General features: G+C 44.4%; 24 protein-coding genes, 1 tRNA gene and 1 other annotated feature. Of the genes, 5 read left to right on the top strand and 20 right to left on the bottom strand.

The genetic code is table 11. From position 1 onward, the window contains the following. Window positions 1-167: 167 nt before the first annotated feature. The 11 genes from IGJ26_RS09905 to rplU all read right to left on the bottom strand — a co-directional run bounded on the left by IGJ26_RS09905 (window position 168) and on the right by rplU (window position 10,267). Entirely contained in the window at window positions 168-2,942 is a 2,775-nt protein-coding gene (locus IGJ26_RS09905) for a sigma-54-dependent transcriptional regulator (RefSeq protein WP_051013021.1), read from the bottom strand. Window positions 2,943-3,172: 230 nt separating this feature from the next. Next, window positions 3,173-3,706: a GNAT family N-acetyltransferase gene (locus tag IGJ26_RS09910; RefSeq protein WP_194199656.1), complete on the bottom strand. Its 534-nt coding sequence runs from the start codon at window positions 3,704-3,706 to the stop codon at window positions 3,173-3,175. A 97-nt stretch (window positions 3,707-3,803) separates the two neighbouring features. Beyond that, window positions 3,804-4,712, bottom strand: a complete 909-nt coding sequence (locus IGJ26_RS09915) for a diacylglycerol/lipid kinase family protein (protein ID WP_194199657.1) — start codon at window positions 4,710-4,712, stop codon at window positions 3,804-3,806. A 145-nt stretch (window positions 4,713-4,857) separates the two neighbouring features. Beyond that, a complete protein-coding gene (gene phnE, locus IGJ26_RS09920; protein WP_016612248.1) occupies window positions 4,858-5,649 on the bottom strand; it encodes a phosphonate ABC transporter, permease protein PhnE in 792 nt (263 codons plus the stop codon). Continuing rightward, window positions 5,646-6,428: a phosphonate ABC transporter, permease protein PhnE gene (phnE, locus tag IGJ26_RS09925; RefSeq protein WP_005235330.1), complete on the bottom strand. Its 783-nt coding sequence runs from the start codon at window positions 6,426-6,428 to the stop codon at window positions 5,646-5,648. The genes phnE (IGJ26_RS09920) and phnE (IGJ26_RS09925) overlap by 4 nt, the downstream gene beginning before the upstream one ends. Beyond that, a complete protein-coding gene (phnC, locus tag IGJ26_RS09930; RefSeq protein WP_005235328.1) occupies window positions 6,425-7,213 on the bottom strand; it encodes a phosphonate ABC transporter ATP-binding protein in 789 nt (262 codons plus the stop codon). The genes phnE (IGJ26_RS09925) and phnC overlap by 4 nt, the downstream gene beginning before the upstream one ends. 95 nt (window positions 7,214-7,308) lie before the next feature. Continuing rightward, window positions 7,309-8,244: a phosphate/phosphite/phosphonate ABC transporter substrate-binding protein gene (phnD, locus tag IGJ26_RS09935; RefSeq protein ID WP_005235326.1), complete on the bottom strand. Its 936-nt coding sequence runs from the start codon at window positions 8,242-8,244 to the stop codon at window positions 7,309-7,311. 463 nt (window positions 8,245-8,707) lie between these two features. Further along, window positions 8,708-9,172: a GNAT family N-acetyltransferase gene (locus tag IGJ26_RS09940; RefSeq protein ID WP_005235322.1), complete on the bottom strand. Its 465-nt coding sequence runs from the start codon at window positions 9,170-9,172 to the stop codon at window positions 8,708-8,710. A gap of 109 nt (window positions 9,173-9,281) precedes the next feature. Further along, window positions 9,282-9,575, bottom strand: a complete 294-nt coding sequence (gene rpmA, locus IGJ26_RS09945) for a 50S ribosomal protein L27 (protein ID WP_003126181.1) — start codon at window positions 9,573-9,575, stop codon at window positions 9,282-9,284. Between the two features lie 12 nt (window positions 9,576-9,587). After that, on the bottom strand, window positions 9,588-9,932 hold the full coding sequence (locus IGJ26_RS09950; RefSeq protein WP_005225752.1) for a ribosomal-processing cysteine protease Prp: 345 nt from the start codon (window positions 9,930-9,932) through the stop codon (window positions 9,588-9,590). A 26-nt stretch (window positions 9,933-9,958) separates the two neighbouring features. Next, window positions 9,959-10,267, bottom strand: coding sequence for a 50S ribosomal protein L21 (rplU, locus tag IGJ26_RS09955; protein WP_430599584.1), 309 nt, complete (start codon window positions 10,265-10,267; stop codon window positions 9,959-9,961). A gap of 19 nt (window positions 10,268-10,286) precedes the next feature. Continuing rightward, window positions 10,287-10,357: a sequence feature (ribosomal protein L21 leader region), on the bottom strand. A 169-nt stretch (window positions 10,358-10,526) separates the two neighbouring features. On the opposite strand from rplU, the gene IGJ26_RS09960 reads away from it, so the two are divergent. Further along, window positions 10,527-11,180, top strand: coding sequence for a uracil-DNA glycosylase (locus tag IGJ26_RS09960; RefSeq protein WP_008378509.1), 654 nt, complete (start codon window positions 10,527-10,529; stop codon window positions 11,178-11,180). Between the two features lie 17 nt (window positions 11,181-11,197). Here the strand turns inward: IGJ26_RS09960 and leuD are convergent, their stop codons facing one another. The 4 genes from leuD to IGJ26_RS09980 are packed head-to-tail and all read right to left on the bottom strand — an operon-like array spanning window position 11,198 to window position 15,729. After that, window positions 11,198-11,785 carry a 3-isopropylmalate dehydratase small subunit gene (gene leuD, locus IGJ26_RS09965; protein ID WP_005235316.1) on the bottom strand — a complete coding sequence of 196 codons (588 nt, stop codon included), beginning with the start codon at window positions 11,783-11,785 and terminating at the stop codon, window positions 11,198-11,200. Continuing rightward, window positions 11,785-13,167 (bottom strand): 3-isopropylmalate dehydratase large subunit, encoded by a 1,383-nt coding sequence (gene leuC, locus IGJ26_RS09970; RefSeq protein WP_005235315.1) that lies wholly within the window; start codon window positions 13,165-13,167, stop codon window positions 11,785-11,787. The genes leuD and leuC overlap by 1 nt, the downstream gene beginning before the upstream one ends. After that, on the bottom strand, window positions 13,148-14,212 hold the full coding sequence (gene leuB, locus IGJ26_RS09975; protein ID WP_194199658.1) for a 3-isopropylmalate dehydrogenase: 1,065 nt from the start codon (window positions 14,210-14,212) through the stop codon (window positions 13,148-13,150). The genes leuC and leuB overlap by 20 nt, the downstream gene beginning before the upstream one ends. Continuing rightward, complete coding sequence (locus IGJ26_RS09980) at window positions 14,209-15,729, bottom strand: 2-isopropylmalate synthase (RefSeq protein ID WP_016612263.1); 1,521 nt, start codon at window positions 15,727-15,729, stop codon at window positions 14,209-14,211. The genes leuB and IGJ26_RS09980 overlap by 4 nt, the downstream gene beginning before the upstream one ends. A 575-nt stretch (window positions 15,730-16,304) precedes the next feature. Between IGJ26_RS09980 and IGJ26_RS09985 the strand changes: the two genes are divergently transcribed. The 3 genes from IGJ26_RS09985 to IGJ26_RS09995 all read left to right on the top strand — a co-directional run bounded on the left by IGJ26_RS09985 (window position 16,305) and on the right by IGJ26_RS09995 (window position 17,985). Next, window positions 16,305-17,003: an O-methyltransferase gene (locus tag IGJ26_RS09985; protein ID WP_008378512.1), complete on the top strand. Its 699-nt coding sequence runs from the start codon at window positions 16,305-16,307 to the stop codon at window positions 17,001-17,003. A gap of 145 nt (window positions 17,004-17,148) precedes the next feature. After that, a tRNA-Arg gene (locus IGJ26_RS09990) sits at window positions 17,149-17,222 on the top strand. 340 nt (window positions 17,223-17,562) lie between these two features. Next, on the top strand, window positions 17,563-17,985 hold the full coding sequence (locus tag IGJ26_RS09995) for an HIT family protein (RefSeq protein ID WP_101699160.1): 423 nt from the start codon (window positions 17,563-17,565) through the stop codon (window positions 17,983-17,985). 39 nt (window positions 17,986-18,024) lie between these two features. On the opposite strand, the gene IGJ26_RS10000 is transcribed toward IGJ26_RS09995, so the two are convergent. Beyond that, complete coding sequence (locus tag IGJ26_RS10000) at window positions 18,025-18,348, bottom strand: hypothetical protein (protein WP_016613398.1); 324 nt, start codon at window positions 18,346-18,348, stop codon at window positions 18,025-18,027. A gap of 114 nt (window positions 18,349-18,462) precedes the next feature. Between IGJ26_RS10000 and IGJ26_RS10005 the strand changes: the two genes are divergently transcribed. Further along, complete coding sequence (locus tag IGJ26_RS10005; protein WP_086299358.1) at window positions 18,463-19,320, top strand: PhzF family phenazine biosynthesis protein; 858 nt, start codon at window positions 18,463-18,465, stop codon at window positions 19,318-19,320. A 151-nt stretch (window positions 19,321-19,471) separates the two neighbouring features. Here IGJ26_RS10005 and trpA read toward each other — a convergent pair whose 3' ends face one another. The 4 genes from trpA to trpC are packed head-to-tail and all read right to left on the bottom strand — an operon-like array spanning window position 19,472 to window position 22,837. Beyond that, the gene (trpA, locus tag IGJ26_RS10010; protein ID WP_086299357.1) at window positions 19,472-20,248 is read right to left on the bottom strand and encodes a tryptophan synthase subunit alpha; all 777 of its coding nucleotides are present in this window, start codon (window positions 20,246-20,248) and stop codon (window positions 19,472-19,474) included. Next, entirely contained in the window at window positions 20,245-21,438 is a 1,194-nt protein-coding gene (trpB, locus tag IGJ26_RS10015) for a tryptophan synthase subunit beta (protein WP_016613400.1), read from the bottom strand. Before trpB ends, trpA begins: the two co-directional genes overlap by 4 nt. Further along, window positions 21,435-22,082, bottom strand: coding sequence for a phosphoribosylanthranilate isomerase (locus IGJ26_RS10020; protein WP_008378521.1), 648 nt, complete (start codon window positions 22,080-22,082; stop codon window positions 21,435-21,437). Before IGJ26_RS10020 ends, trpB begins: the two co-directional genes overlap by 4 nt. Beyond that, entirely contained in the window at window positions 22,079-22,837 is a 759-nt protein-coding gene (gene trpC, locus IGJ26_RS10025; protein WP_194199660.1) for an indole-3-glycerol phosphate synthase TrpC, read from the bottom strand. Before trpC ends, IGJ26_RS10020 begins: the two co-directional genes overlap by 4 nt. Between the last annotated feature and the right edge of the window lie 14 nt (window positions 22,838-22,851).

The raw sequence follows: 22,851 nt of genomic DNA on the forward strand, positions 1-22,851 counted from the left end.
TTTCAATCACCTCCTGTATCCACTTATATAGAAGCAAGAAGCGTGCCAAGTTTTTCCGATACACTATTCTTGAAAAACTTTAAGAATCAGCATTCAGATAATACACTAAAAAAGATACACTAAAAAATACTGTATCTTTTTTAGTGTATCTGTATTATTTGTAAGAATTAAAAATACATTTCTTTTTCGTGATGGTTTTTGATCAGCTCTAGCAGATAGTACTCTTCAGTCTTAGGCACTTCGATATTCATCAAGCGTGAAAACGATTGGACATGCACATGCAATTGGCCATAAAGCGGATTCTCCTCCATCGCTGCTAAATCAATTTCAGAAACAGTCAATGGCTGCCGCAGTAAGATCCGCTCCAGCATACCTGCGCCATGCATCACAAAATTGATCTGAAAGCCTTGCTGCGCCCCTACCAAATCCAAATCGTGAATGATCTCTTCGCCAAATTTCCACAACGGCTCTACTACTTTTTTCGCATTGATATAGGTAAAGTTTTCCTCTAAATACCGGACACAGATTTCCTTTGCCTGCCGATCATCTAGCTGCACTTCATCTTCAAAACTCAAATCGTTCTCTAATAGGATATCATCCAACAAAAGATCAACATCTTGGTCGATAAAACGTTCTAATGAAATAAACGGTGCGTCGATATGGGGATCGATGATCCCTGTTGCGGCAATCAGTCGATAGCGCTGTTGAATTTGATCCAAGTCCGTCCTCAGATCCGCCACCGATAACGTCACCACTTCGACATTTTGGTTTTGACGTTTTGACAATGAGCTTTGGATCAATTCTTTGATGCGCTGCGCCGTTCCCTTTCCCGAAGCGCAGACCGCTAGAATCGCTTTAGGATGGTGGTTTTGTGTCACTGGTTCTTCCACAGTGACCGCTCCATACCCGCGGAACTTCCGTAATGAATCATAGAGCTGATCGAGGTCCGTGCCGATCACTGACGCTTTACGGACCGTCTCTAGGACGATGGAGGTGGTCACCATATCGACTGTTCGAACAGCCACACCCGTTTCTCGCTGGATTTCATTATTAAAGGTCGCTAAGGACCCCATATCGACTAAGAGGATCACCCCACTGCCATCATTGACTGCCCGTACACTATCCACGATTTTTTTCAACGCCACAGCTGGTGGCATATCTAATGGCATGTCCACCGCTGTCACTTGATCGACTTCCAGCAACTGTTTGACCACTTGTACCATGCTACTGGCTGTGCTGTTGCCGTGGGCTGCAACGACGACGCCGATTTTCCCAGAGGAATGAGAGGTTCTAAGAGAAACCAGAAGAACCGCTAAATAATAAGATTCGCTCTCAGGAATCGCCACTTGGAAACTATCACCAATAAAATCGCGGACTTCTTTGGCGACTTCAAACTCTTGAGGATAGTCAGCTACCATCTGACGAATATTGTCATTGGTTTGTCGTTCTTCTCCCAAATGGATTTTTTTCAAAAACGAGCTGATGTGTAAGCTCATGGCATAGATGAAATTTTGCTGAAAATCATAATTTAAGCGTTGTCGAACCAGCTCATAGATTTGATTTGTTACACTGATCACTTTCTGATCGACAAATTCACTTAGTTTATTGACCGAGTTAAAGGAAAACCCGTGATCTTTATAAAAAGACTTTAAGTGAACATTGATATCTGTTGAGATAAAATGATTGATCGCTTCTTGATCTAACCCATCTGCTTTTAGCAGAGCAGCCTTGTCGCCGATAATATCGTAAAGATTATAAGGCAATTCATAGGAATCTGATTGAATATTGTTTAAGTTTTGATTCGGTTGAATGCTGATCTTCGGTTCAAGGATCTTAGAAAGCTCTGCCAGCTCATTGCGGCGATTCCCCAAAACGATCAATCCTGAACGAATCCCTTCTGGTAAATCGATCAAATCGATTTCAATCTCATCTTGTTGCATATGATTCAAAAAGCCACGTGCACAGACTAGCTGGACATTGGATTTCAATTGACCGATATTCCCAAAACTGACACTACCGATCAACGCTTTGACCACATCTTCTGTCAAGGAGATCGTCCGCTGAATACGGGTCGCCTCTTGCCCGACTAATACCCGAACGAGATCGACTTTTTCTGATGCGGGTCGTTTCTCAAAAAAGGGCAGTTGAATATTGATGGGAATGCGTCGGGTAAAGGTATCTAATAGCGTTGAGTTGGGGTCTTCGGTAGTCGCTCCAACGATTCGGACATTCGCTTGATGATTTTTGCCCGTCTCTCCTAGACGGCTAAAGGTACCATGATCCATAAAGTAAAAAATCATTTCTTGCCCTTCTGGCGGCAATCGATGGATCTCATCGAGAAACAACATACTCTCATCCGCTTGATCAATAATACCAATCTTCTCTTGATCGGCACCCGTAAATGCCCCTCGTACATAACCAAACAAATGGCTCATCAAAAGCTCTGGGTTATTTGCATAGTCCGCACAGTTAAAGACGATCAATTCTTTGTCATCGGCAATTACTTGATTGCTTTTGGCAAACTGGAACATCGCATGGGCAAAGTACGTTTTCCCAGAACCAGTAGGCCCTGTGATCAAGCAGTTTAGCCCTTTCGGCGGATACAAGATCGCTGCTTTCGCCTGCTCAACAGCGTTTTTCATACTTCCGTTGGCACCGATGATCGTCGCAAAAATATCTCGGTCAGAGGGTTTTCCTTGTACTCGTTGAGGGAAGGCTTTTTCTCTTTGCGGGCGACTTTCTTTGTAGCTTGGGACATACTTTTCCTTACTGCTGGGATCGACCCCTGCCGCCCAATAACGAACAGGCCGCGAGTCGCTTTTTTCGACGCGCCCTTCTTTAACAAGCTTATTTAAATCCTTACTGGCATTACTGCGCTGAATGGCTAAATGATCGGCAACTTCTGAAGTAGACAACCCCTTCTTTTCCCCTAAGCCGCTCATCGTATTTTCGACGATATATTGATAAATCCGTTCGATTCGCTTGCCCAACAGCTTCGCCTCCTTGTTTTTTCCACTTGAATACTTTACTCATTTTTCTATAAAAAAGCAACTTTTTTTCCACACAGAAAAAGCAAAATACTTTGTTCGAAAGAACAATAGAACGTCCTTTCACATGCTACTCTCAGCATAAAGCATTTTGCCAAAAAAAGATATTCAAAAGTCAGGATGTGTTAGGCTTTTTCATTGGGAATGAACGTTGGCACCTGATCAGGAAACCATTGCAGTTCTTTTTGCATCCAAATCACATCGTGCCATTGATTGAACTTATAGCCGACATGCGCAAAATCAGCAACTTTCCGATACCCAAGCTTCTCATGAAAAGCCTCGCTTTGTTGATTGCCTCCTGTAATACACGCAGTCAGATTGACCACGTTTTGCGCTTTTAATTTTTCTTCAAGCCCTTGATAAAGAGCGGTGCCGAGCCCTTTTGCTTTGGCATCCGGCGCTAAATAAACGGTTACTTCAACGGTCCAATCATACGCCGCCCGTTCTTTATAGGCTGACGCATAGGCATAACCGACAATTCCACCAGCCTCTTCTGCAACGAGATACGGGTAGCGTTTCAAGGTCTTGGCGATGCGTTCCGCGAATTCTTGAACCGATGGCACCTCCGTTTCAAAGGTAATCGGTGTATTTTCTACATAATAAGCATAGATTGCTGTCAAGGCTTGGGCATCTGCAATCGTGGCAGAACGTATCGTCATAGAACCCCTTCTTTCAGTAAATTTTTTTCCCAGTATACTCTTTCTGAATAAAAAAAACAATCCGCTTTAGACGGATCGTTTCCTAGTTATGAATGATTTAGCGGGCTTTTTCAACTCCGCAATACACGGTAAGATGTTGCGGCAGCACCGCTACTGCGATTGGCAATTCAGGTCCTGGATCACCATCGACATTCGTTTCGATCGTTGCCCCATCCGTCAAACGAATCGTTGCTTTATCAAAAGTTTGATAACCAAGAACATCATTTGATTCCGTAACTCCTTTGAGAAGCTCAGGCACGCTTTTGACAGTTTCCCAAAGATTCGTATCCTTTAAGTAGATCAGATGTAATTTGCCGTCATCGGTACTTGCTTTAGGCAAAAGAGATTCGAAACCGCCGATCGTATTGGATGAACCAACGATCATCGTACTGCTTTCAACCTCGATTGTCGTTTTTTCGCCATTATTTTCGGCGGTCACTTCAAACGGATGACTTTCATTTTTCCGCACTTCCCGTAGACCAGAAACAAAATAGGCCATTTTTCCCAGCTTGGTTTTTTCTTCAACTTCCACATTGTTGATCGCCGCTGGAATCATACCAATCGCCACTACATTGGTAAAATAGTCTTGATTAACCTGCCCAATATCGATTTTGCGGGTGTGATCCACTGCAAATGATTCGATGGCTTCCTTAGGATCTAGTGGAATCGCTAATGCTCTGGCTAAATCATTTACTGTTCCCAGCGGGAAGAAACCAAAATTTGGTCGTTTGTCATGAGGGGCTAAGCCATTGACCGCTTCATTGACGGTACCATCACCGCCCATTGCGAAGACACTGTCAAATTCTGCTGCTGCCTCAGAGGCAAAACGTGTAGCATCTCCTTCTTTTTCGGTATGTTTGACAACGACTTCTGAAAAAGCTTCCCGCAGCTTTTCTTCTGCCATCTCCTCAAATTCTTTCGCTTGTTCCCCACCAGAACTTGGATTGACGATCAATAATGCTTTCATAAAACAGCCTCCTTGTTTGGGTTCATTTTCTATGAATCCAGTATAACAAGTTTCACGAAACCTGTCTTAAACGACATCCGCCTATCCGCTGCAAAAAAACACAGCCTATGCAGACTGTGTTTTTTCGAGTACGCACCTCATTTTATTAAACCAATCGTTTACGCAAGCGCCCAGAAATAAAATCAATGATCGTGACCGTCACAACGATCCCTAATAAAATGATTCCTACACGGCTCCATGATCGCGCATTGATGGCAAAGATCATCGGCGTACCGATCCCACCTGCCCCTACGATCCCTAAGATCGAAGCTGAACGGACAGCCAGTTCAAAACGATACAAGGTAAAAGAAAGAAATTCTGGAATCAATTGTGGCAATGTCGCAAAGCCTAACACATCCCAACGATTTCCTCCCGCACTAACGACCGATTCTGAAGGACCGTGATCCATGTTCTCGATCGCTTCGCTATAGAGTTTCGCCAACATCCCAATGGAATGGACACTAACTGCCAAAACACCAGCAAAGGATCCGGGACCCACTGTTTTGATGAACATGATCGCTAAGACGATTTCTGGAAACGTTCGAATCGCCGTCAGCACGATTTTACCGAAACCTGATAGCCAGCGAGGGCTGTTTTTGCTGCGCGCCGCCCAAAAGGCAAAAGGAATACTTAATATTGAGGATAAAAACGTACCTACAAAGGCGATCGCAACGGTTTCGATCATCAAGCTGATCAAATCTTCGCCATCACCGGTATAAACATAGCCCCAATCAGGATGGATCAGGCCATAAAAGATTGAGCCGACAATTTGACCGACATTTTCTTTAACGCCGGCAAAAGGTATACCAGCGAAAGCCCAAATATAAAGGAGGATAACGACTACTGCGATCAGCCAATTCCGTATTTTTTTCTTTTTCGGTTCTGCTGGCAACATCATAACAATCGCTCCCTTAATCTATTACTGATGGTATCAATCACCAAAACAACTGCAAAAATCACTAAGACGATAATCGACGTCTGGTCATATCGAAATTGGCTTAAAGATCGTTGTAAGAAAACACCGATTCCGCCTGCGCCGATATACCCAAGAATCGTCGATGCCCGCACATTGATCTCAAAGGCATAAAGCAAGTAACTAAGAAAATGGCTCATGACTTGCGGTACGACTGCATAGCGGATGATGTCAAACTTCGATCCTCCAGAAGCCGTGATTGCTTCGATCGGACCTTCATCAATCGTTTCAATCGATTCATAAAACAATTTGGTGATCATCCCAAAAGAAAACACAGAGATGGAGATCACCCCGGCAACGGGACCGATTCCGACAATGGCAACAAATAAAGCCGCCAGCATCAAATCAGGTACCGTCCGAATGATATTCAAAACAAAACGGAAACAACCGCTGATCCAATGATTCGTCATGATATTTCGTGCTGCTAAAAGTGAAAACGGAAAAGCCGCCAGTGCACCAAAGGTCGTGCCGATGATCGCCATTTGGATGGTTTGCAAAATCGGCTCTACAATGATTTTGGCATATGCCCAATCAGGATGAGCCATCTTTTGTAAAATGACATTCATTTGACTGCTATTGCTAAAGAACCGTGCCAAATCAACGCCTGAAATAGAGCCGCTAACGAACAATACCACTAAAAAAATGACGAGCCAAAGAACATTTTTCCATAGTCCGCTGCGTTTCGGCAACGTATTTGTCGTCATTGTCCTGCCCCTTCCTGCTCTTCTATGATCTCGCTGCCATAAATCTGTTTCAATCGCTGATCGGTCGCTTCACTGACAGGGCCATCAAAAACCAAGCCCCCATCTCGTAACCCGATGATCCGCGTGCCGTACTCTCTTGCCAATTGGACAGAATGCAAATTGACTACGATGGTAATCCCCAGATCTTGATTGATCCGTTTTAAGTCATTCATGACTTTTTCAGTGGTTAAAGGATCTAAGGAAGCAACCGGTTCATCCGCTAAAATAATCTTCGGCTCTTGCGTCAAAGCACGGGCAATCGAAACCCGCTGCTGCTGACCGCCAGACAATTCATCGGCTCGAGTATAGACTTTTTCTGCTAAATTGACCCGCTGCAGCGATTGATAAGCCAGCTCTTTATCCGCTTGCGGGAACAAACCAAGCAACATTTTGATCGTTGGGTGATAAGCTACTCGCCCAGTTAAGACATTTCGCAAGACACTCGAACGTTTCACCAAATTAAAGCTTTGGAAAATCATGCCAATGTCTCGACGAATCAAGCGTAGCTCTCTTCCTTTTGCTTTTGTGATCGACTTGCTATCGATTAAAATCTCGCCACTCGTGATCTCGTGCAGTCGATTGATGGAGCGCAGCATCGTTGATTTTCCTGCTCCTGATAAACCCACTACGATGACAAATTCCCCTTTTTTGATATCGATGTTTAAGTCCTTCAAACCTAATACCCCATTTGGGTATTGCTTGGTCACATTCTGAAATGAAATAATCGTTTCGTTCTCTAGAGCCATGATTCTCCTACTTTCTTTCCATTAGGTAAAAATTGCTTTCCATTCGAAAAGGGTACCTCAACTACCGGTACCCTCCCGATCTATTCATCTATTAGTTATTGTCCGACTTGTTCCGCATACTCTCTTACGATGTCGAAATTGCTGTCTTGTGAAACAACGTATCCTTCATGAGAGTAAATATCAGAGATGATTTGTTTTCCTTCTTCATCTTTACCGATCGCGATAAAGGCATCTTGGATTTTTTTGTCCCACTCTTCACTCATGTCGCTGCGGACACTGATCGTATCGTTCGGGATCGGTTCGGTAAAGTACATTGGTTCTACCTCATCCATGATTTCTGGGTAATCATTTTTGACCGTGTTGCGGGCATCTTCAAAAACGAACGCTGCGTCAACGTCGCCATTCAAGACAGATAAGACCGCTTGGTCATGGCCTTTGACTTGAACAGTCGTCACATCCGTATTGATATCGATGCCTGCTTTTTTCATTTCTGCTACTGGCCAAACATAACCGGCAGAAGAAGTAACATCTTGCGTGGCAATCGTTTTGCCTTTTAAATCTTCCAACTCTTTGATATCGCTGCCGCTTTTTACGACGATCATTGAGCGATAGCTATCAACCAATTCATCCGTTGATTCCCCACCAGGCTGCTTGATGCCATAACGCTGTGCTTGTAATAGCACCTTAACATTGCTTTGTTCATTTGCTAAAACATAGGCATTCGGCGGTAAAAAGCCTACATCTACTTGTTTCGAAGCCATTGCTTCGACGATTGTATTGTAGTCAGTGGAAACACTCACAGTGACTGGAATCCCCAATTCATCACTTAATAATTGCTCAAGTGGTTTTGCTTTTGCTTCTAATGTTTCTGCTGCTTGTGATGGAACAAATTGAACGGTCAACTTTTCTGGTACATATCCTGCTTCTTCAGCCGCCGAGTCAGTACTTGCTCCACCTGAGCCACATGCCGCCAGCGTAACTGCTGCCACCAAACCTAAACCAAACATTGCCGTTTTCTTCCAAACTTTCATCACTTTTTCTCCTTTTCATTAAAAAAATCGAACTCACGGAATTCCGAACTTTCCTTTTTGATTATAAAAAACCAACGAATCAAAAACAATCTTTTTCGAATTACGAACGTTTTCTTTTTTGATAATGTTCGTGTTTCGACCAAAATCATTCGTGAGCATATTCTCAATAATCAACGTTTTTCGAAAGTTTCTTTCCATTTGTTCTACTTCCTCAGAGTATCAAATGAATATAAGGTTTGTGTTGTCAACGTGTAAAGATTCCGTTAATAGCAAAAGGAACTTTGTGAACAACAAAGCATGGATATACTCGTAATTCTTACCCTAAGTGCACAAAATTTCTTGAAAAATCTAGCCAGAAAATGACGGCACACTTTTTTGACCGGAAAAACACCAATAAAAAAAGCAGAGAATCCCCTTAAGAACCTCTGCTTTTGACCTCATTTTTTACTGTAGAAAGAGTCATTTACCCTTGATCCGTTGGCAGCTGCAACAAGAGTACATGCTCGTTATCAATCATTTCACCTGTCAAGACAAAGCCGTTTCGTTCGTAAAGCTTTGTTGCGATCTCGTTGCCATCTACAGCGGAGATCCTTAATTCTTGCGCTTGGATATGGGTTTTGAACCAATCTAACCCAGCAAGAAACGCCTGACTGCCTAACCCTTGATTTTGGAATTTTTCTGCGATCATAAACCGCTCGATCCACCACGAAGCTTTTGGATAATCCTCATCCGCTTCGTAAAAACTAAATAAGAGAAAGCCGACCATATCCTCACCATTGTAGAGGGCAAATGCCTGACGTGGTTCCTCATAGATCGCCTCTAACATTGAGTACCAATTGGGCGCAACAAAATCTTCTTGCTCCTTCGTTGTCTTCAAATTCATGCACGCACGATAGTTTTCCTTCGTGATTTCTTTTAATTGAATCATTGCTTCACTCCTTATCTAAGCCATTATAAATAACTATTTCGTTAAAACGGTTTCATCGGTGTATAAAAAAACACCCAGGTTACTTTTACGTAATCTGGATGTCATTTTCTTATGCTTCTTGCGCTACTGGATAAACAGATACTTGTTTTTTGTCGCGGCCTTTACGTTCGAAACGAACAACGCCGTCAACTTTTGCAAACAATGTATCATCTCCACCGATACCTACGTTTACCCCTGGGTAAATTTTAGTACCGCGTTGGCGATAAAGGATTGATCCGCCTGAAACGGTTTGACCGTCAGCACGTTTCGCACCTAAACGTTTTGATTGAGAGTCACGTCCGTTAGAAGTAGAACCCCCACCTTTTTTGTGAGCGAAGAATTGCAAATTCATTTTCATCAACATGAGATGCACCTCCTAGTTTTCTTTAGTAGTTTTGATTTGGATATAATCGTTGTACTCTTCTTGAACTGATTGCAAGCCGATCAACAAATTTTCTAAAAGAATTTGTGCGATATTCGACTGCTCTTGGGTCAAACGAGAAGGCAGCGTGACTAATAAGTACCCACCATTTTCGTTATCTGCTTCAACTTTTGGCGCAACGCCAGCCAAAGCATCGATCCCATTGACTGCACTGATCGCTAAAGCGGATGCTGCAGCACAGACGATGTCTTTGCCGTATTCTCCTGCTTGTGCGTGTCCAGCTAGTTCAAAAGAAACAATCCGACCAGAGTCATTTCGTTTGAATGTCCCTTTGATCATATTCGTTACCCTGCTTTTCGTAAGAATTAAGCGTTGATCGCGTCAATAACAACTTTTGTGTAAGGTTGACGGTGACCTTGTTTACGGTGTGAATGTTTTTTAGGTTTGTATTTGAAAGTTACGACTTTCTTTTGTTTGCCGTGTTTTTCAACAGTTCCTTCAACAGTTGCTCCTGCAACGATTGGGGCACCCACTTTTGTTGATTCGCCACCTAATAAGATAACTTCATCAAAAGTAACCTTTTGTCCAGCTTCAACGTCTAATTTTTCAACGTAGATTGCTTGACCCACTTCAACTTTTACTTGTTTCCCACCAGTTTTGATAATTGCGTACATGCTCTACAGCACCTCCTTATAATATACTTAGACTCGCCATCCCAAGTGACTTTCGTACTTACTACTTGTTCTGTGCGGTTGTAGCTGTGGAGTCCACAATTACAACAGATTAACTTTATCAAAATGTTTTCCTAAAGTCAATCACTAATTAAGGAAAAGACAGAATTCTTTTGCTACTAGTCATTTCCTTTTGTGCATTTTTTATTTTCTATTACTATAGAAGAAAGAGCACAAGCGAAACAGAACGGGAGGAGTTTTCATGCAATACCCCAAAGAATTAGCCACTGCCGTTCAACAGGCATCCCGCAGTTATCCGTTGGAAGGATTTGTTCCAGGTCAAGGACCGCTGCAGCCCAAATTGATGATCGTTGGTGAAGCCCCTGGTCGAACCGAAATCGAGAATTTTATTCCTTTTAGCGGACAAGCAGGAAAAGAATTGATGAAATCGTTGGCTTTAGCCGGTTTGACCCGTGAGGATGTCTACATCACCAGCGCTGTCCGCAGCCGTCCATATTCCGTCAAAGAACGAATCAACAAGCGCAGCGGTGCCCATGAGATCGTCCATCCCAATCGGACACCTACCAAAAAGGAAGTCTTGCTACACGCACCACTGCTTGACTACGAGTTGTCCATCGTGGATCCGCCCGTCATTGCAACTGTTGGCAATATCGGACTACAGCGATTATTAGGCAACGCCTATTATATCAAAGACCACCATGGCGAAGTGATCCGTTCCAAAATTCAAGAAAGCAATCCGACAAAGGATGGCTATCAATGGTCGGAAAAAGAATATCTGATCGTGCCGATGTATCATCCCGCTGCGATCTTTTATAATCGGACGTTGACTCCGCAAATCGAAGCTGATTGGCGAGGGTTAAGAAACATTCTTTCACAAATACCAGCCAACGAATAACGACCAGTCCCCTAGCCCTACTGCCAATACGCTGGAATCGTCTGCTCATAGGCGGTGATTTTCGCCGCTTCCTGCAAGGTGATACTGATCTCATCGAGACCGTGGATCAATTTGTGTTTCCAGGTAGCATCGATTGCAAAGAAATGCTCCTCCCCGGCAACGATCACACATTGCCTCGGCAAGTCGATGCTGATTTTTTCAGAAGCAGGCAGCGAGGCGATCCTTTGGCGAACAGTCAAAGGCAGCTCGATGGGCAGCAGCCCGTTTTTGGTGGCATTCATATAGAAAATATCACCGAAGCTACCAGCAATCACGGCTTTGAAGCCGTAATCCAACAGCGCCCAAGCCGCATGCTCTCGAGAAGAGCCAGAACCAAAATTATCACCAGTGACGAGGACTTGAGCGGTCTGATATGCTGGATCATTCAAGATAAATGCTGGATCAGGCTTGCGTTGCGGCAAATAGCGCCAATCGTCAAATAAAAATTCGCCAAACCCCGTTTTTTCGACGCGCTTCAAATAATTTTTCGGTAGGATTTGATCGGTATCGATATTGTCATTCATCAAAGGCAGCGTCGTACCTTCAAATTGCGTAAAAGCTTCCATTAACCAACACCTCCAACCACTTCTCGTACATCGACAAAACGCCCATGAATCGCAGCTGCTGCCGCCATTGCTGGACTACAAAGGTGCGTCCGAGCGTTTTTCCCTTGCCGTCCAACAAAATTGCGGTTTGACGTGGAGGCACAGTGGACGCCTTCTGGTACTTTATCAGGATTCATTCCTAGGCACATGGAACAGCCAGGCTCCCGCCATTCAAAACCAGCCTCAATAAAGACTTTGTCTAAACCGATAGCTTCCGCTGCTTTACGAACAGGGCGTGAACCAGGAACGATAATGCCAGTGACCCCTTCTTTGATGGTCTGACCTTTCAAAATCGCCGCTGCTTCTTGCAGATCAGACAAACGACCATTGGTACACGATCCGATAAAGATGTATTCGATGGGGATATCGGCAGCCGTCTGTCCGGGGTGCAGTGCCATATATTCATAGGCTTGCTGATCATTGTGATCTCGCACTTCAGGAAACGTTTCGCTGACCGGTACTCCCATTTCTGGATTGGTGCCCCAAGTGATGTAAGGTTCTAAGGTTGCTGCGTCTAAGGTGATCAGGGCATCATAGTTGGCACCTTCATCGGTATAAAGGGTTTGCCAATCCGTCACCGCACTGGCAAACGCTTGTGGCGCAAAGCGTCGATCCTTCACATAAGCAAAGGTCGTTTCATCAGGTGCGATCAAGCCCATTTTTGCCCCACCTTCGATCGACATATTGCAAATGGTCATGCGCTCTTCCATCGTCAGGTTGCGGATCGTTTCGCCAAAGAATTCTACGGCATAGCCACCACCAAAATCTGTGCCATGCGTCGCGATCAATGCCAAAATAATATCTTTGGCGTACACCCCCGGCTGCAGCTGACCGGTGATCTCAACTCCCATGCGTTTCGGTTTTGTCTGCCAAATCGTCTGTGTCGCAAAGACATGCTCCACTTCACTCGTACCGATCCCAAATGCGATCGCGCCGAAAGCACCATGGGTGGCAGTATGGGAATCACCGCAAACGATCGTTTTTCCTGGTTGGGTCAAGCCTACTTCTGGGCCAACCATATGGACAATTCCTTGGTTGGCAGAGCCATTGTCACACAATTCGATCCCAAAATCATGACAGTTTTTACGTAACGTATCCATTTGCTTTTTTGCAACCAGATCGGTGATGGTAAAAATATCTTTGGTAGGCACATTATGATCCATTGTTGCGAAGGTTTTTTCGGGACAGCGAACTGTCCGTCCCGCTTGCCGCAATCCTTCGAAGGCTTGCGGCGTCGTCACTTCATGGATCATATGCAGATCGACATAAAGCAGCTGCGCCTGCCCTTCTTCTCCTGTGATCACATGCCGATCCCATAGTTTATCAAACAGCGTTTTCCCCATAATTGCTCACTCCTAACTGTGCAATAACCTCTTCTGTAAAGGCAGTTGTCGTTGCCGTCCCACCTAAATCACGCGTCAAGATCCCCGCATTCATTACCTCATAACACGCACTTTCGATGGTATCTGCCAGCTGTTCCTCTTGAAAGGACTCTCTTAGCATCATCACGACAGACAAAATCATGGAAACCGGATTGGCACAATTTTGCCTAGCAATATCCGGTGCCGAGCCATGGATCGGTTCATATAAAGAAACCCCTTCTGCGCCATGGCTTGCGCTTGGTAGCACCCCTAATGACCCCGGCAAAACCGAGGCTTCATCACTTAAAATGTCGCCAAAGAGATTTTCGGTCACGATTACATCAAAGTCTTTGGGATTTTGGATGATTTTCATAGCGGCGGAATCAACATATTGATGAGTCAACTGACAATCTGGGAATTCCTGTGCCGTTTCTTCCGCTAATCGGCGCCAAAGCCGGCTAGTCGCCAACACATTTGCTTTATCGACAGAGAGAACCCGCTTCTTCCGCGTACGGGCGATCTCAAAGGCTTTACGCAAAATCCGTCGAATCTCTGCTTGGTGATAATGATTGATGTCGTAGGCTTCTTCAGGTTTTTCTGCTTTTTCGCCAAAATAGATACCGCCAGTCAACTCACGAACGATGACAAAATCTGTCCCTCGAAGGATCGTTTCTTTAATGGGAGACAAAGCAATCACCGCATCAACTACTTTGATGGGTCGAATATTGGCGTATAGACCTAACGCTTGACGCAGATTCAAAAGTCCTTTCTCGGGTGTTGTCGGTGCGTTTTCCCAAGCTGGATCACCGATGGCTCCTAAAAGGACCGCATCCGCCTGCTGGCAAGCTTGTAGTGTTTCTTGCGGCAATGGCTCTCCAGTAAGTGCCAGCGCCGCTCCACCAAATGGCCGCTGGTCAAAATGAAAGTGCTGGAGATGGTCAGGACAAGCCGCTTTCAATACCGCAAGGGCACTGTCCATAATTTCTGGTCCGATGCCATCTCCTGCTAAAACCACGATCTTTTTCAAACAAGGACACCTCGATTCTTTAGAGCTGCGCTAGCCTGTACATATGCTTTGGCTGACGCCTGCAAGACATCAAAGTCTAAGCCGATCCCGCTGATTTTTTCATTGGTTTCCTGGCATTCAATGACCACGTGCACTTCCGCTTGCGCATCTTCCCCACTGGTCAAGGCAGTGATCTCATAATTCAACAACTTCGGCTGCTGCTGGAAAATCTGATCGATCGAGTTGTAGATAGCTTGGATACTGCCGGCACCGATGGCTGATGCCACTTGTTTTTCCTCGTCTTTGATGATAGAAACCACTGCTCCTTGATGGCCATTGGACACGTATTGTAGCTGAACGGCGTCCAACTCGCAGCCGCCTTCTTGGCTGCGGCCTTGATCGGCCACCAAAGCCAGCAAATCTTGTTCGGTCACTTGCTTCTTTTTATCTGCCAATTCTTTGAAGCGTTTAAACAATTCGTTGGTTTCTTCTTGGTCAAACTGGTAGCCCAGTTGCTGCATTTTATCGACAAACGCATGGCGGCCAGAAAGTTTGCCTAAAGGCAACGAGTTGGTTTCTACCCCCACCAACTGTGGGGTAATAATTTCGTAGGTCTCAGGATTTTTCAAGACGCCATCTTGATGAATCCCTGATTCATGGGCATAAGCATTGCCTCCGACGATCGCTTTGTTTTTCGGTACCGTGATTCCTGACAAACGTGCCACCAGATCGCTGGTTCGTTTTGTTTCGTTTAATTTGATGTTGGAGGTAGCCTGATAGAAATCATTGCGAATATGCAACGCCAAGGCCACTTCTTCTAATGCAGTATTGCCAGCTCGTTCGCCGATCCCGTTGATCGTTCCTTCCACCCGATCAGCACCATTTTCAATAGCCGCCAGCGCATTGGCTGTCGCCATTCCCAAGTCATCATGACAATGGGAAGAAAAAGTGATCTGCTGCTCGCTTTTGATATTGGCGATCAAATAGGCAAAAAGCGCTCCATATTCCGTAGGATTGGTAAACCCTACTGTATCGGGCACATTGATGATCGTCGCGCCGGCATCAATCGCTGTTTGAACCGCCTCAAGCAAGAAGGCTTTATCGGTGCGGGTGGCATCTTCTGGCGAGAATTGAACTTTTTCAAAGCGTTCACGCGCATAAGCCACATGTTCTTTGATGGAAGCGAGTACTTCTGCTTTCGTCATATTCAGCTTGTACTGGCGATGCACCTTACTCGTTGCTAGAAAGACATGGATCTGTGGATCGACGGCTTGATAAAGAGCTTCATAGGCACGATCAATGTCTTTTTTCTGACAACGGGCAAGTCCTGCAACGGTCATTTTCGTCACCGCCCCAGCAATCGCTTTGACTGCTTGAAAATCTCCTTCTGATGCAATCGGAAAACCTGCTTCGATCGTATCGATGCCCCATTTTTCTAATTGCAGCGCCAGTTGAACCTTCTCTTTCGTATTAAAGTTGACTCCCGGGGTCTGTTCACCGTCTCGCAATGTCGTATCAAAAAACTGGATTTTTCTCATCACTATTTCCTCCTTAGCAGTGGTAGGAGCACGCTTGGCGCGACCTCATTCAAACACAATTGAAAAAATGGTATAAAAAAAGCACTCCATAAAGGGTTTCCTTCATGCAATGCGAATAGGACTCTTCAAATGATGCCTTAAAAAAGGCGGGTCATAGAAAAAGAGTCCTTACGATAATAATAATAAAAATGCAGCTGTTTGTTTCAATCGTTTATCCATCGTCGTCACCTATCACTTTTTTTATCTTGTTATGAAGATACCAAACAGCAGGTTCCTCTGTCAACACTTTTCCCTGAATTTTCTGAATATTTCGATAAAAAGTTCGTTTTTGCCCTGTTGATGGGTTGCTTTTCTTCTTGATGAAAATTTAAGCAGAACCTGACGAGATCTTCACAGGATTTTAACCAAACCTCCACATAACACCGTTATGATAGAAATATCCCAAAAATATTTTTCACCCCTTTATCCTGCCAGTCTTATGACTGGTTTTTTTGTTGTTCCAAAGACTCGAAAAGATTGAACTTAAGGTGAGTTATTCGTATAATAGGGGACAGCGATAAATTAGGAGGATGAAGATGCGCAACGAAATGATGCATCGTCCAGTAGTCAAACCTGAACTAGTGGCGTTTATGCGTGAAAAACAAAAACAATTACCCGGCGAACTTGGTGAAATCGAGCAAGCCGCTCATAAAAAAGAAGTGCCAATCATCCCACATGAAACAGTGGTCTTTTTGCAGTTTTTATTAGGACAACTCCAGCCAAAAGAAATCCTTGAGATCGGCACAGCGATCGGTTTTTCTTCAAGCTTGATGGCGCAATGTGTGAAAGATGGTCATGTCACAACGATCGATCGCTTTGACGTCATGATCCGCAAAGCCAAAGAAACTTACGCTCGCTTAGGAAATGAAGAAAAAATCACGCTATTAGAAGGACAAGCGGCAGACGTTCTACCTACATTGAGTGGCCCTTATGATTTTATCTTCATGGACAGCGCCAAATCAAAATACATTGAATTTTTACCAGAATGTCTGCGTCTATTACGCAAAGGCGGTGTGCTGATGGTGGATGACGTATTTCAAGCTGGAACGATTCTACAACCCATCGAAGAAATTCCTCGCAACCAGCGAGCGATCCATCGCAAATTGAATCTTTTCTTGGATACTGTGATGAACCATCCTCAGCTGACCTCCACGCTTGTCCCTTTGGGAGATGGCGTGATTCTCATTACGAAAGAAGCAGATAGCGTAATTCTTGAGGAACCTGAGAAAGGTTGAGGGCAGCTGCGCTTCCTTTTTTCAAAGAAAAAATAAGAAAAGGGCGAAAAGCGATTGACATTGCTGCGCCCTTTTTCTATAATGTTATTTGTTGCTGATTGATTTCAACAGCTTAGGCGAAGTGAGCATTCGCTGAAAATTATTTGTTCCAGTAGCTCAGCCGGATAGAGCATTCGCCTTCTAAGCGAACGGTCGGGGGTTCGAATCCCTCCTGGAACGTTATATTATCGTGCATTGCACTAGCAGATCGTTAGGAATCTTGATTCCTAGCGATTTTTTTTGATAAATTTTTAAAAACCACTTTTTTCAAACGTCACTTTTACCACAAATCAGCAGCACGGAGCTTTTCTTTTGCAAACAACCTATTAACTAATTATCTAAAACATCATTAATTATCACATATAGTTTTAACTGCTAAATAAATATGATATTATCCTCTCAAAGAGCGGCTTAATTACAAAGATCGTTTATGGTTTCCCATAATCCCGTAGCTTCACATTTTTAGATATTATACTTCTCGAACACAACTAACAAAATTTATTCCATAGGAGGAATTTTGATGGAAGAATGTCCTTTTTGCCGCATCGTCTCTGGAAAAATAAAAAGCCATGTAATCTATGAAGATGACAGTGTTTGCGCCTTCCTTGATCATGCCAAAGACGTGGATTATCATATGCTGGTTATTCCTAAAAAACATTACACCAGTATTTTAGATTGCGACCCCGTTCTTCTTGCTCACCTCATTCAAACGGTTCAAAAAATAGCAGATCATTGTGTCACTCGCTTAGGATTTGATGGGATTAATTTGCTAAGCGCAGCAAATCAAGCAGCGGGTCAATCAGTCCCTCACTTTCATCTTCACTTGATTCCGAGAAAAAAATGTGACGGTATCAATGCGTGGCCCACATTCAATGGAGCAGCGCTCTCTTTAGAGGAAGCAGCGGCATTTTTGACCTCTGAAACAGATAGTAAGGTAGATTAAACAAAACCCAGTAGACTAAATCTTGCTTAAAAGCGCTTCTTAAAATACTTGATAATACTTGACTTGTTCTGCTAGCTGATCAGCTGGTAGAGCACCATCCAGTACATAGTCGGCTGTTTCAGCAATGATCTGTTCGTGTAAAACAAATAGCTCCCTTGCATAGGAAAGATAAGTATCTGCCCAAGTCAAAATCGCTTCTTTTGATTCGTTCGTATAATCCCGTTTAATCTGACGAGCAAAAGCAATATCTAGTGGTGTTTTCAAATAAATCACCGTGTCGATCAACTGACGTAAGTCTTGGTGTTCATATCCGAAGGGAAAGTCTACAAAAATGATTGGGTAAAGGATCATCGCTCTCTTCATATAGTCCCTCCTCTGTCTTACCTTCAGTATAACACGCTTAACCAATCCGTTTTCTTAACCTATCCCTGCAAAAATTATGCTATGCTTGACAAGAATAAAGAAAGTAGGTGTCCTATGGAGATAACGGTACATATCGCAAGCGGTTTTAGTAAAAATCAAACAGGTGGCAACAAGGCTGGAGTCGTCTTGTTGGAACAGCCTCTTACGCCACAACAAAAGTTAGCCGTCGCAAAAGAGTTAGGCTTTTCAGAAACAGCTTTTTTATCGAAATCCCCGCAGGCCGATTTCCGATTTGACTATTTTACGCCAAAAGAAGAAGTTGACTTATGCGGACATGCAACAATTGCCTCCTTTGCACTATTATCGTATCTAAACAAACTTTCCAGGCAACAGTATCGCATCGACACCAACGCCGGACGTTTGTCGATCACCATCAAAGACGGTGTCATTTTCATGGAACAGAACAAACCACTGTTTTCAGATGTGCTTTCACTAGAACAATTAACTGACTGTTTTGATACCAATGCTATCAATGATCAAATTCCTATTCAAATCGTTTCTACTGGATTAAAGGATATCCTTATTCCAATCAAAACAACGGCCCAGTTGCAGCAAGTTGCACCTGATTTTGAGGAAATAAAAAAAGTAAGTGCGCTTCAACAAGTAGTTGGCATGCACTTATATGCAATGGAAAAAGAACGAATCGTTTGCCGTAACTTTGCCCCATTGTTTGACATCAATGAAGAATCTGCCACAGGCACTTCCAATGCCGCCTTGGCTTGCTTCTTGTATCAAAAGTGTGCCCTCGAAAAAGAAGTGTATCGCTTTGAACAAGGCAGCAATTTAGGTGAACCTTCTGAAATCTTTGTCAAACTCGTTACGACTTCGCGAAAGGAAATCCAACATGTTTACGTTGGGGGCAGAGGGCATTTTTGCGAGACAGTAACCATCGACACGAATACACTGGCATAATCACGACAATTTGGGGCTGATCTTCAATCAGCCTTTTTTCTTTTCCTCTTCACACATTACGTTTTTTTCCATAGCAGCCCATCAGTACCTCGAATACTAGTTTTCTCATAAAAAAAGAACCCAATTCGGGTTCTTTCCTTCACATTGTTTTCTATGGCTTACCAACAAGTTCTGCTAACAGCTCACTGACTTTAGGCAGTGGCTCGTTTTGTAGCGCTGCTACGATTTTTGAACCGATCACTACCCCTTCACACACACTGGCAAAGCGCTGCACATCTGCATGGGTCGAGACCCCGAAACCAGCTAATACTGGAATCGGACTTTTTTCCGAAATGGCTTGCAAATGCTGATCCAGCTGTTCGTTGTATTGGCGATCTTCTCCAGTGACACCGTTCACTGTCACAGCATAAACGAATCCTTCTGCGTCTTCGATCAGCGTCTGAATTCTGTCTGGAGGACTGGTCAAAGAGACCAGTGTGATCAGCGCGAGATCCGCCGCATCAAAAGTAGGCGTTACTAGTGATCGATGTTCAAAAGGTAAATCTGGAATAATCAACCCTTTCACATTTGTCGCTTTTAACTCATTTGCTAACTGTTCAATCCCATAATGAAAGAATGAATTGGCATACCCCATCAATACCAGTGGAACCTCGGAATGGATTGTTTGCAGCAAAGCAATGATCTTTTTTAAAGTGGTCCCATTGGCTAATGCCTGCATTCCAGCCGCTTGGATGACCGCTCCATCTGCGACTGGGTCTGAAAAGGGCACGCCGATTTCAATGGTGGCGGCGCCATGTGTCGTCAACAGTTCGATTTCTTCTGGCAGGCGTTCCAGTCCGTTGGCACCCGCCATAATATAAGGAACAAATAGTGGCTTGCCTTGTTTTTGGCGCTCCTTTAGTTTCATCGTCAATGTTTTGCTGGTCATTTCGCTGCTCCTTTCCGGTCTTTGATTTGTTGAACATCTTTGTCCCCTCGCCCAGACAAGCAGATCACTAAGCGTTCTTCGGGTGTCATGATTGGGGCTAGCTTTAGGGCATAGGCAACGGCATGAGCACTTTCCAAAGCAGGAATAATGCCTTCGATTTGAGACAAGAGATAAAAGGCGTCAACGGCTTCTTCATCAGTGACAGCGAAATACTCCGCTCGCTCAATCTCCTTCAAGTAAGAATGCTCGGGACCGACCCCTGGATAATCCAAACCAGCTGAAATCGAATAAGGTTCGATCACTTGCCCATCATCGTCTTGCAGCAGATGCATTTTGGTACCATGTAAAATACCGATACTGCCTTTCGTCAAGGTCGCCGCATGCTCAGTAGTATCCACACCTTTCCCAGCTGCTTCAACGCCAATCAAACGAACGGTCTGATCATCGATAAAAGGGTAAAACATTCCCATCGCATTGCTGCCGCCGCCAACACAAGCAACGACTGTCGTCGGTAGTCGTCCTTCTTTTTCTAATAGTTGCCGTCGTGTCTCACTGCCAATCACACTTTGAAAATCTCGAACGATCTCTGGAAAAGGATGCGGACCGAGTACGGAACCCATCACGTAATGGGTGTCCTCGACGGTTGCGACCCAGTAACGCAGCGCTTCATTGACAGCATCTTTCAATGTCTGATTGCCTGAAGTGACTGAAACCACTTTTGCTCCCAACAATTCCATTCGAAAGACGTTTAGTGCTTGCCGCTGAACATCTACCGCACCCATAAAAATCGTGCATTCCATACCGAACAACGCGGCCGCAGTCGCTGTGGCGACGCCATGCTGTCCAGCACCGGTCTCCGCTACCACTTTCTTTTTCCCCATCCGCTTTGCTAATAACACTTGCCCTAGCGCATTATTGATTTTATGGGCGCCCGTATGATTCAAATCTTCTCGCTTCAGATAAATTTTGGCACCGCCTAAGTGTTGTGACAAGCGCTGTGCATGATAAAGGGGGGTCTCTCTTCCTACATACTCTTGCAAATATTCCTGTAATTCTACTTGAAAACTTGCGTCCGCTTGTGCTTCACGATAGACAGTTTCCAATTGCTTGACTGCATACATCAATGTCTCTGGCACAAACTGCCCGCCAAAAGAACCATAAAAACCTGCTTCTGTGGGGTATTGGGTCATTTTATCTTCTCCTTTACTAAGTAAATAAATTGTTCGATTTTCCGACTGTCTTTCTTCCCCTGGGTTTCAACGCCTGAAGAAACATCGACAGCATAAGGCCTAAAAAGTTGGATCGCCTCTTCTACATTTTCCGCGTGCAAACCGCCAGCAATAAAAAATCGCTCAGACAACGGTAGCGGTTTTCTCGCCGCTTTTTGCCAATCAAAGGATTGGCCGTTGCCGCCAGCATAAGGGTGATCTCTTACTGGAGCGTCCAATAACCCAAAATCTGCATCGCAGCTTAGGAAATCTTGTTCTAAAGTCTCTGCTTCTCCATCAAAGGCTTGGATCACTGCGATCTTTTGATGCGCAAAAATGCCTGTCTGGATGGCTGTTTGCAAAGATGGCAGAACCTTTCCATGGAGCTGAATCGCTGTCAGCTGGGCGGCTTGAATTGCCGCTTGCACTTCTTCAAAACTTGGAGAAACGAAAACCCCGACTTTCCCTACATTTTGGGGTACTTGCTCCGTTATCTTGCGGACTTGTGTCGGATCGATTCTCCGACGGCTTTCGGCAAAAACAAAGCCAAGGTAATCTGCTCCTGCACTGATGGCAGTTTCGACATGCAGCCGTTCGGTGAGTCCACAAATTTTCACTTTGGTCATCGGCGGCTCACCTGCAAATCTGCAGCTGTTTCAGCAATTCGATTGCTTCTCATCAACGTTTCTCCAACGAGGACTCCATGATAAAACGGTGCAAGCTGCAGCACATCGGAGGAAGTTCGAATACCAGATTCACTGATGTAAACCGCCTCTGACGGCTGAGGTGCTAAAGCAACACTGACATCCAAGGAAACGTCAAAGGTTTTTAGGTCACGATTGTTGACGCCGATGATTTTGGCCCCTAAGGCTTGGGCTTGTTGAAATTCAGCCGCATTATGAGTCTCAACGAGTACTTCCAACCCTAGTGCTATTGCCTCTTGATGAAGTATGGCTAAGCGTTCTGGTTTTAAAGCGGCCACGATCAATAAAACAATACTGGCACCCGCATTCTTGGCGCGAATCAATTGTTTTCTGTCGATAATAAAGTCTTTGCATAGTATAGGCACCGAAACGGCATTACTGACTGCTTCAAGATCTGCCAGCGAGCCTTTAAAAAACTGCTGGTCGGTCAAAACGGAAATCCCGCTGACACCCGCGGCTTCATAAGCTTGCGCTTGTGTGACTGGGTCGATTCCTTGGTTGATGTCTCCTTTTGAGGGTGAAGCACGCTTGATTTCAGCAATGAGGTGCATTTTTTGTGGTCGGTCCTTGACTTGCTGATAAAATGATGGACGTTTCGCTACGACCTTTTCGATTTCTTGTGGCATCGCGGCAACTTCTTCAACTTTTTTCTGGATGATCGTTTCTAAAAAATCCATGATTCTCCTCCTTA

Source organism: Enterococcus sp. AZ095a, assembly GCF_050546735.1.
Lineage (GTDB): Bacteria > Bacillota > Bacilli > Lactobacillales > Enterococcaceae > Enterococcus_D > Enterococcus_D entomosocium.

Bases quoted from the DNA above. Each gene is read 5' to 3' on its own strand.
- IGJ26_RS10000 (WP_016613398.1), bottom strand. From the start codon at position 18,348: ATGAAGAGAGCGATGATCCTTTACCCAATCATTTTTGTAGACTTTCCC.
- IGJ26_RS10005 (WP_086299358.1), top strand. From the start codon at position 18,463: ATGGAGATAACGGTACATATCGCAAGCGGTTTTAGTAAAAATCAAACA.
- trpB (WP_016613400.1), bottom strand. From the start codon at position 21,438: ATGACCCAATACCCCACAGAAGCAGGTTTTTATGGTTCTTTTGGCGGG.
- rplU (WP_430599584.1), bottom strand. From the start codon at position 10,267: ATGTACGCAATTATCAAAACTGGTGGGAAACAAGTAAAAGTTGAAGTG.
- IGJ26_RS09910 (WP_194199656.1), bottom strand. From the start codon at position 3,706: ATGACGATACGTTCTGCCACGATTGCAGATGCCCAAGCCTTGACAGCA.
- leuD (WP_005235316.1), bottom strand. From the start codon at position 11,785: ATGGAAGCTTTTACGCAATTTGAAGGTACGACGCTGCCTTTGATGAAT.
- IGJ26_RS09950 (WP_005225752.1), bottom strand. From the start codon at position 9,932: ATGATCAAAGGGACATTCAAACGAAATGACTCTGGTCGGATTGTTTCT.
- trpC (WP_194199660.1), bottom strand. From the start codon at position 22,837: ATGGATTTTTTAGAAACGATCATCCAGAAAAAAGTTGAAGAAGTTGCC.
- trpA (WP_086299357.1), bottom strand. From the start codon at position 20,248: ATGACCAGCAAAACATTGACGATGAAACTAAAGGAGCGCCAAAAACAA.
- phnE (WP_005235330.1), bottom strand. From the start codon at position 6,428: ATGACGACAAATACGTTGCCGAAACGCAGCGGACTATGGAAAAATGTT.
- IGJ26_RS09995 (WP_101699160.1), top strand. From the start codon at position 17,563: ATGGAAGAATGTCCTTTTTGCCGCATCGTCTCTGGAAAAATAAAAAGC.
- leuC (WP_005235315.1), bottom strand. From the start codon at position 13,167: ATGGGGAAAACGCTGTTTGATAAACTATGGGATCGGCATGTGATCACA.
- phnE (WP_016612248.1), bottom strand. From the start codon at position 5,649: ATGATGTTGCCAGCAGAACCGAAAAAGAAAAAAATACGGAATTGGCTG.
- phnC (WP_005235328.1), bottom strand. From the start codon at position 7,213: ATGGCTCTAGAGAACGAAACGATTATTTCATTTCAGAATGTGACCAAG.
- IGJ26_RS10020 (WP_008378521.1), bottom strand. From the start codon at position 22,082: ATGACCAAAGTGAAAATTTGTGGACTCACCGAACGGCTGCATGTCGAA.
- phnD (WP_005235326.1), bottom strand. From the start codon at position 8,244: ATGAAAGTTTGGAAGAAAACGGCAATGTTTGGTTTAGGTTTGGTGGCA.
- rpmA (WP_003126181.1), bottom strand. From the start codon at position 9,575: ATGTTGATGAAAATGAATTTGCAATTCTTCGCTCACAAAAAAGGTGGG.
- IGJ26_RS09980 (WP_016612263.1), bottom strand. From the start codon at position 15,729: ATGAGAAAAATCCAGTTTTTTGATACGACATTGCGAGACGGTGAACAG.
- IGJ26_RS09915 (WP_194199657.1), bottom strand. From the start codon at position 4,712: ATGAAAGCATTATTGATCGTCAATCCAAGTTCTGGTGGGGAACAAGCG.
- IGJ26_RS09985 (WP_008378512.1), top strand. From the start codon at position 16,305: ATGCGCAACGAAATGATGCATCGTCCAGTAGTCAAACCTGAACTAGTG.
- IGJ26_RS09960 (WP_008378509.1), top strand. From the start codon at position 10,527: ATGCAATACCCCAAAGAATTAGCCACTGCCGTTCAACAGGCATCCCGC.
- IGJ26_RS09905 (WP_051013021.1), bottom strand. From the start codon at position 2,942: ATGAGCGGCTTAGGGGAAAAGAAGGGGTTGTCTACTTCAGAAGTTGCC.
- IGJ26_RS09940 (WP_005235322.1), bottom strand. From the start codon at position 9,172: ATGATTCAATTAAAAGAAATCACGAAGGAAAACTATCGTGCGTGCATG.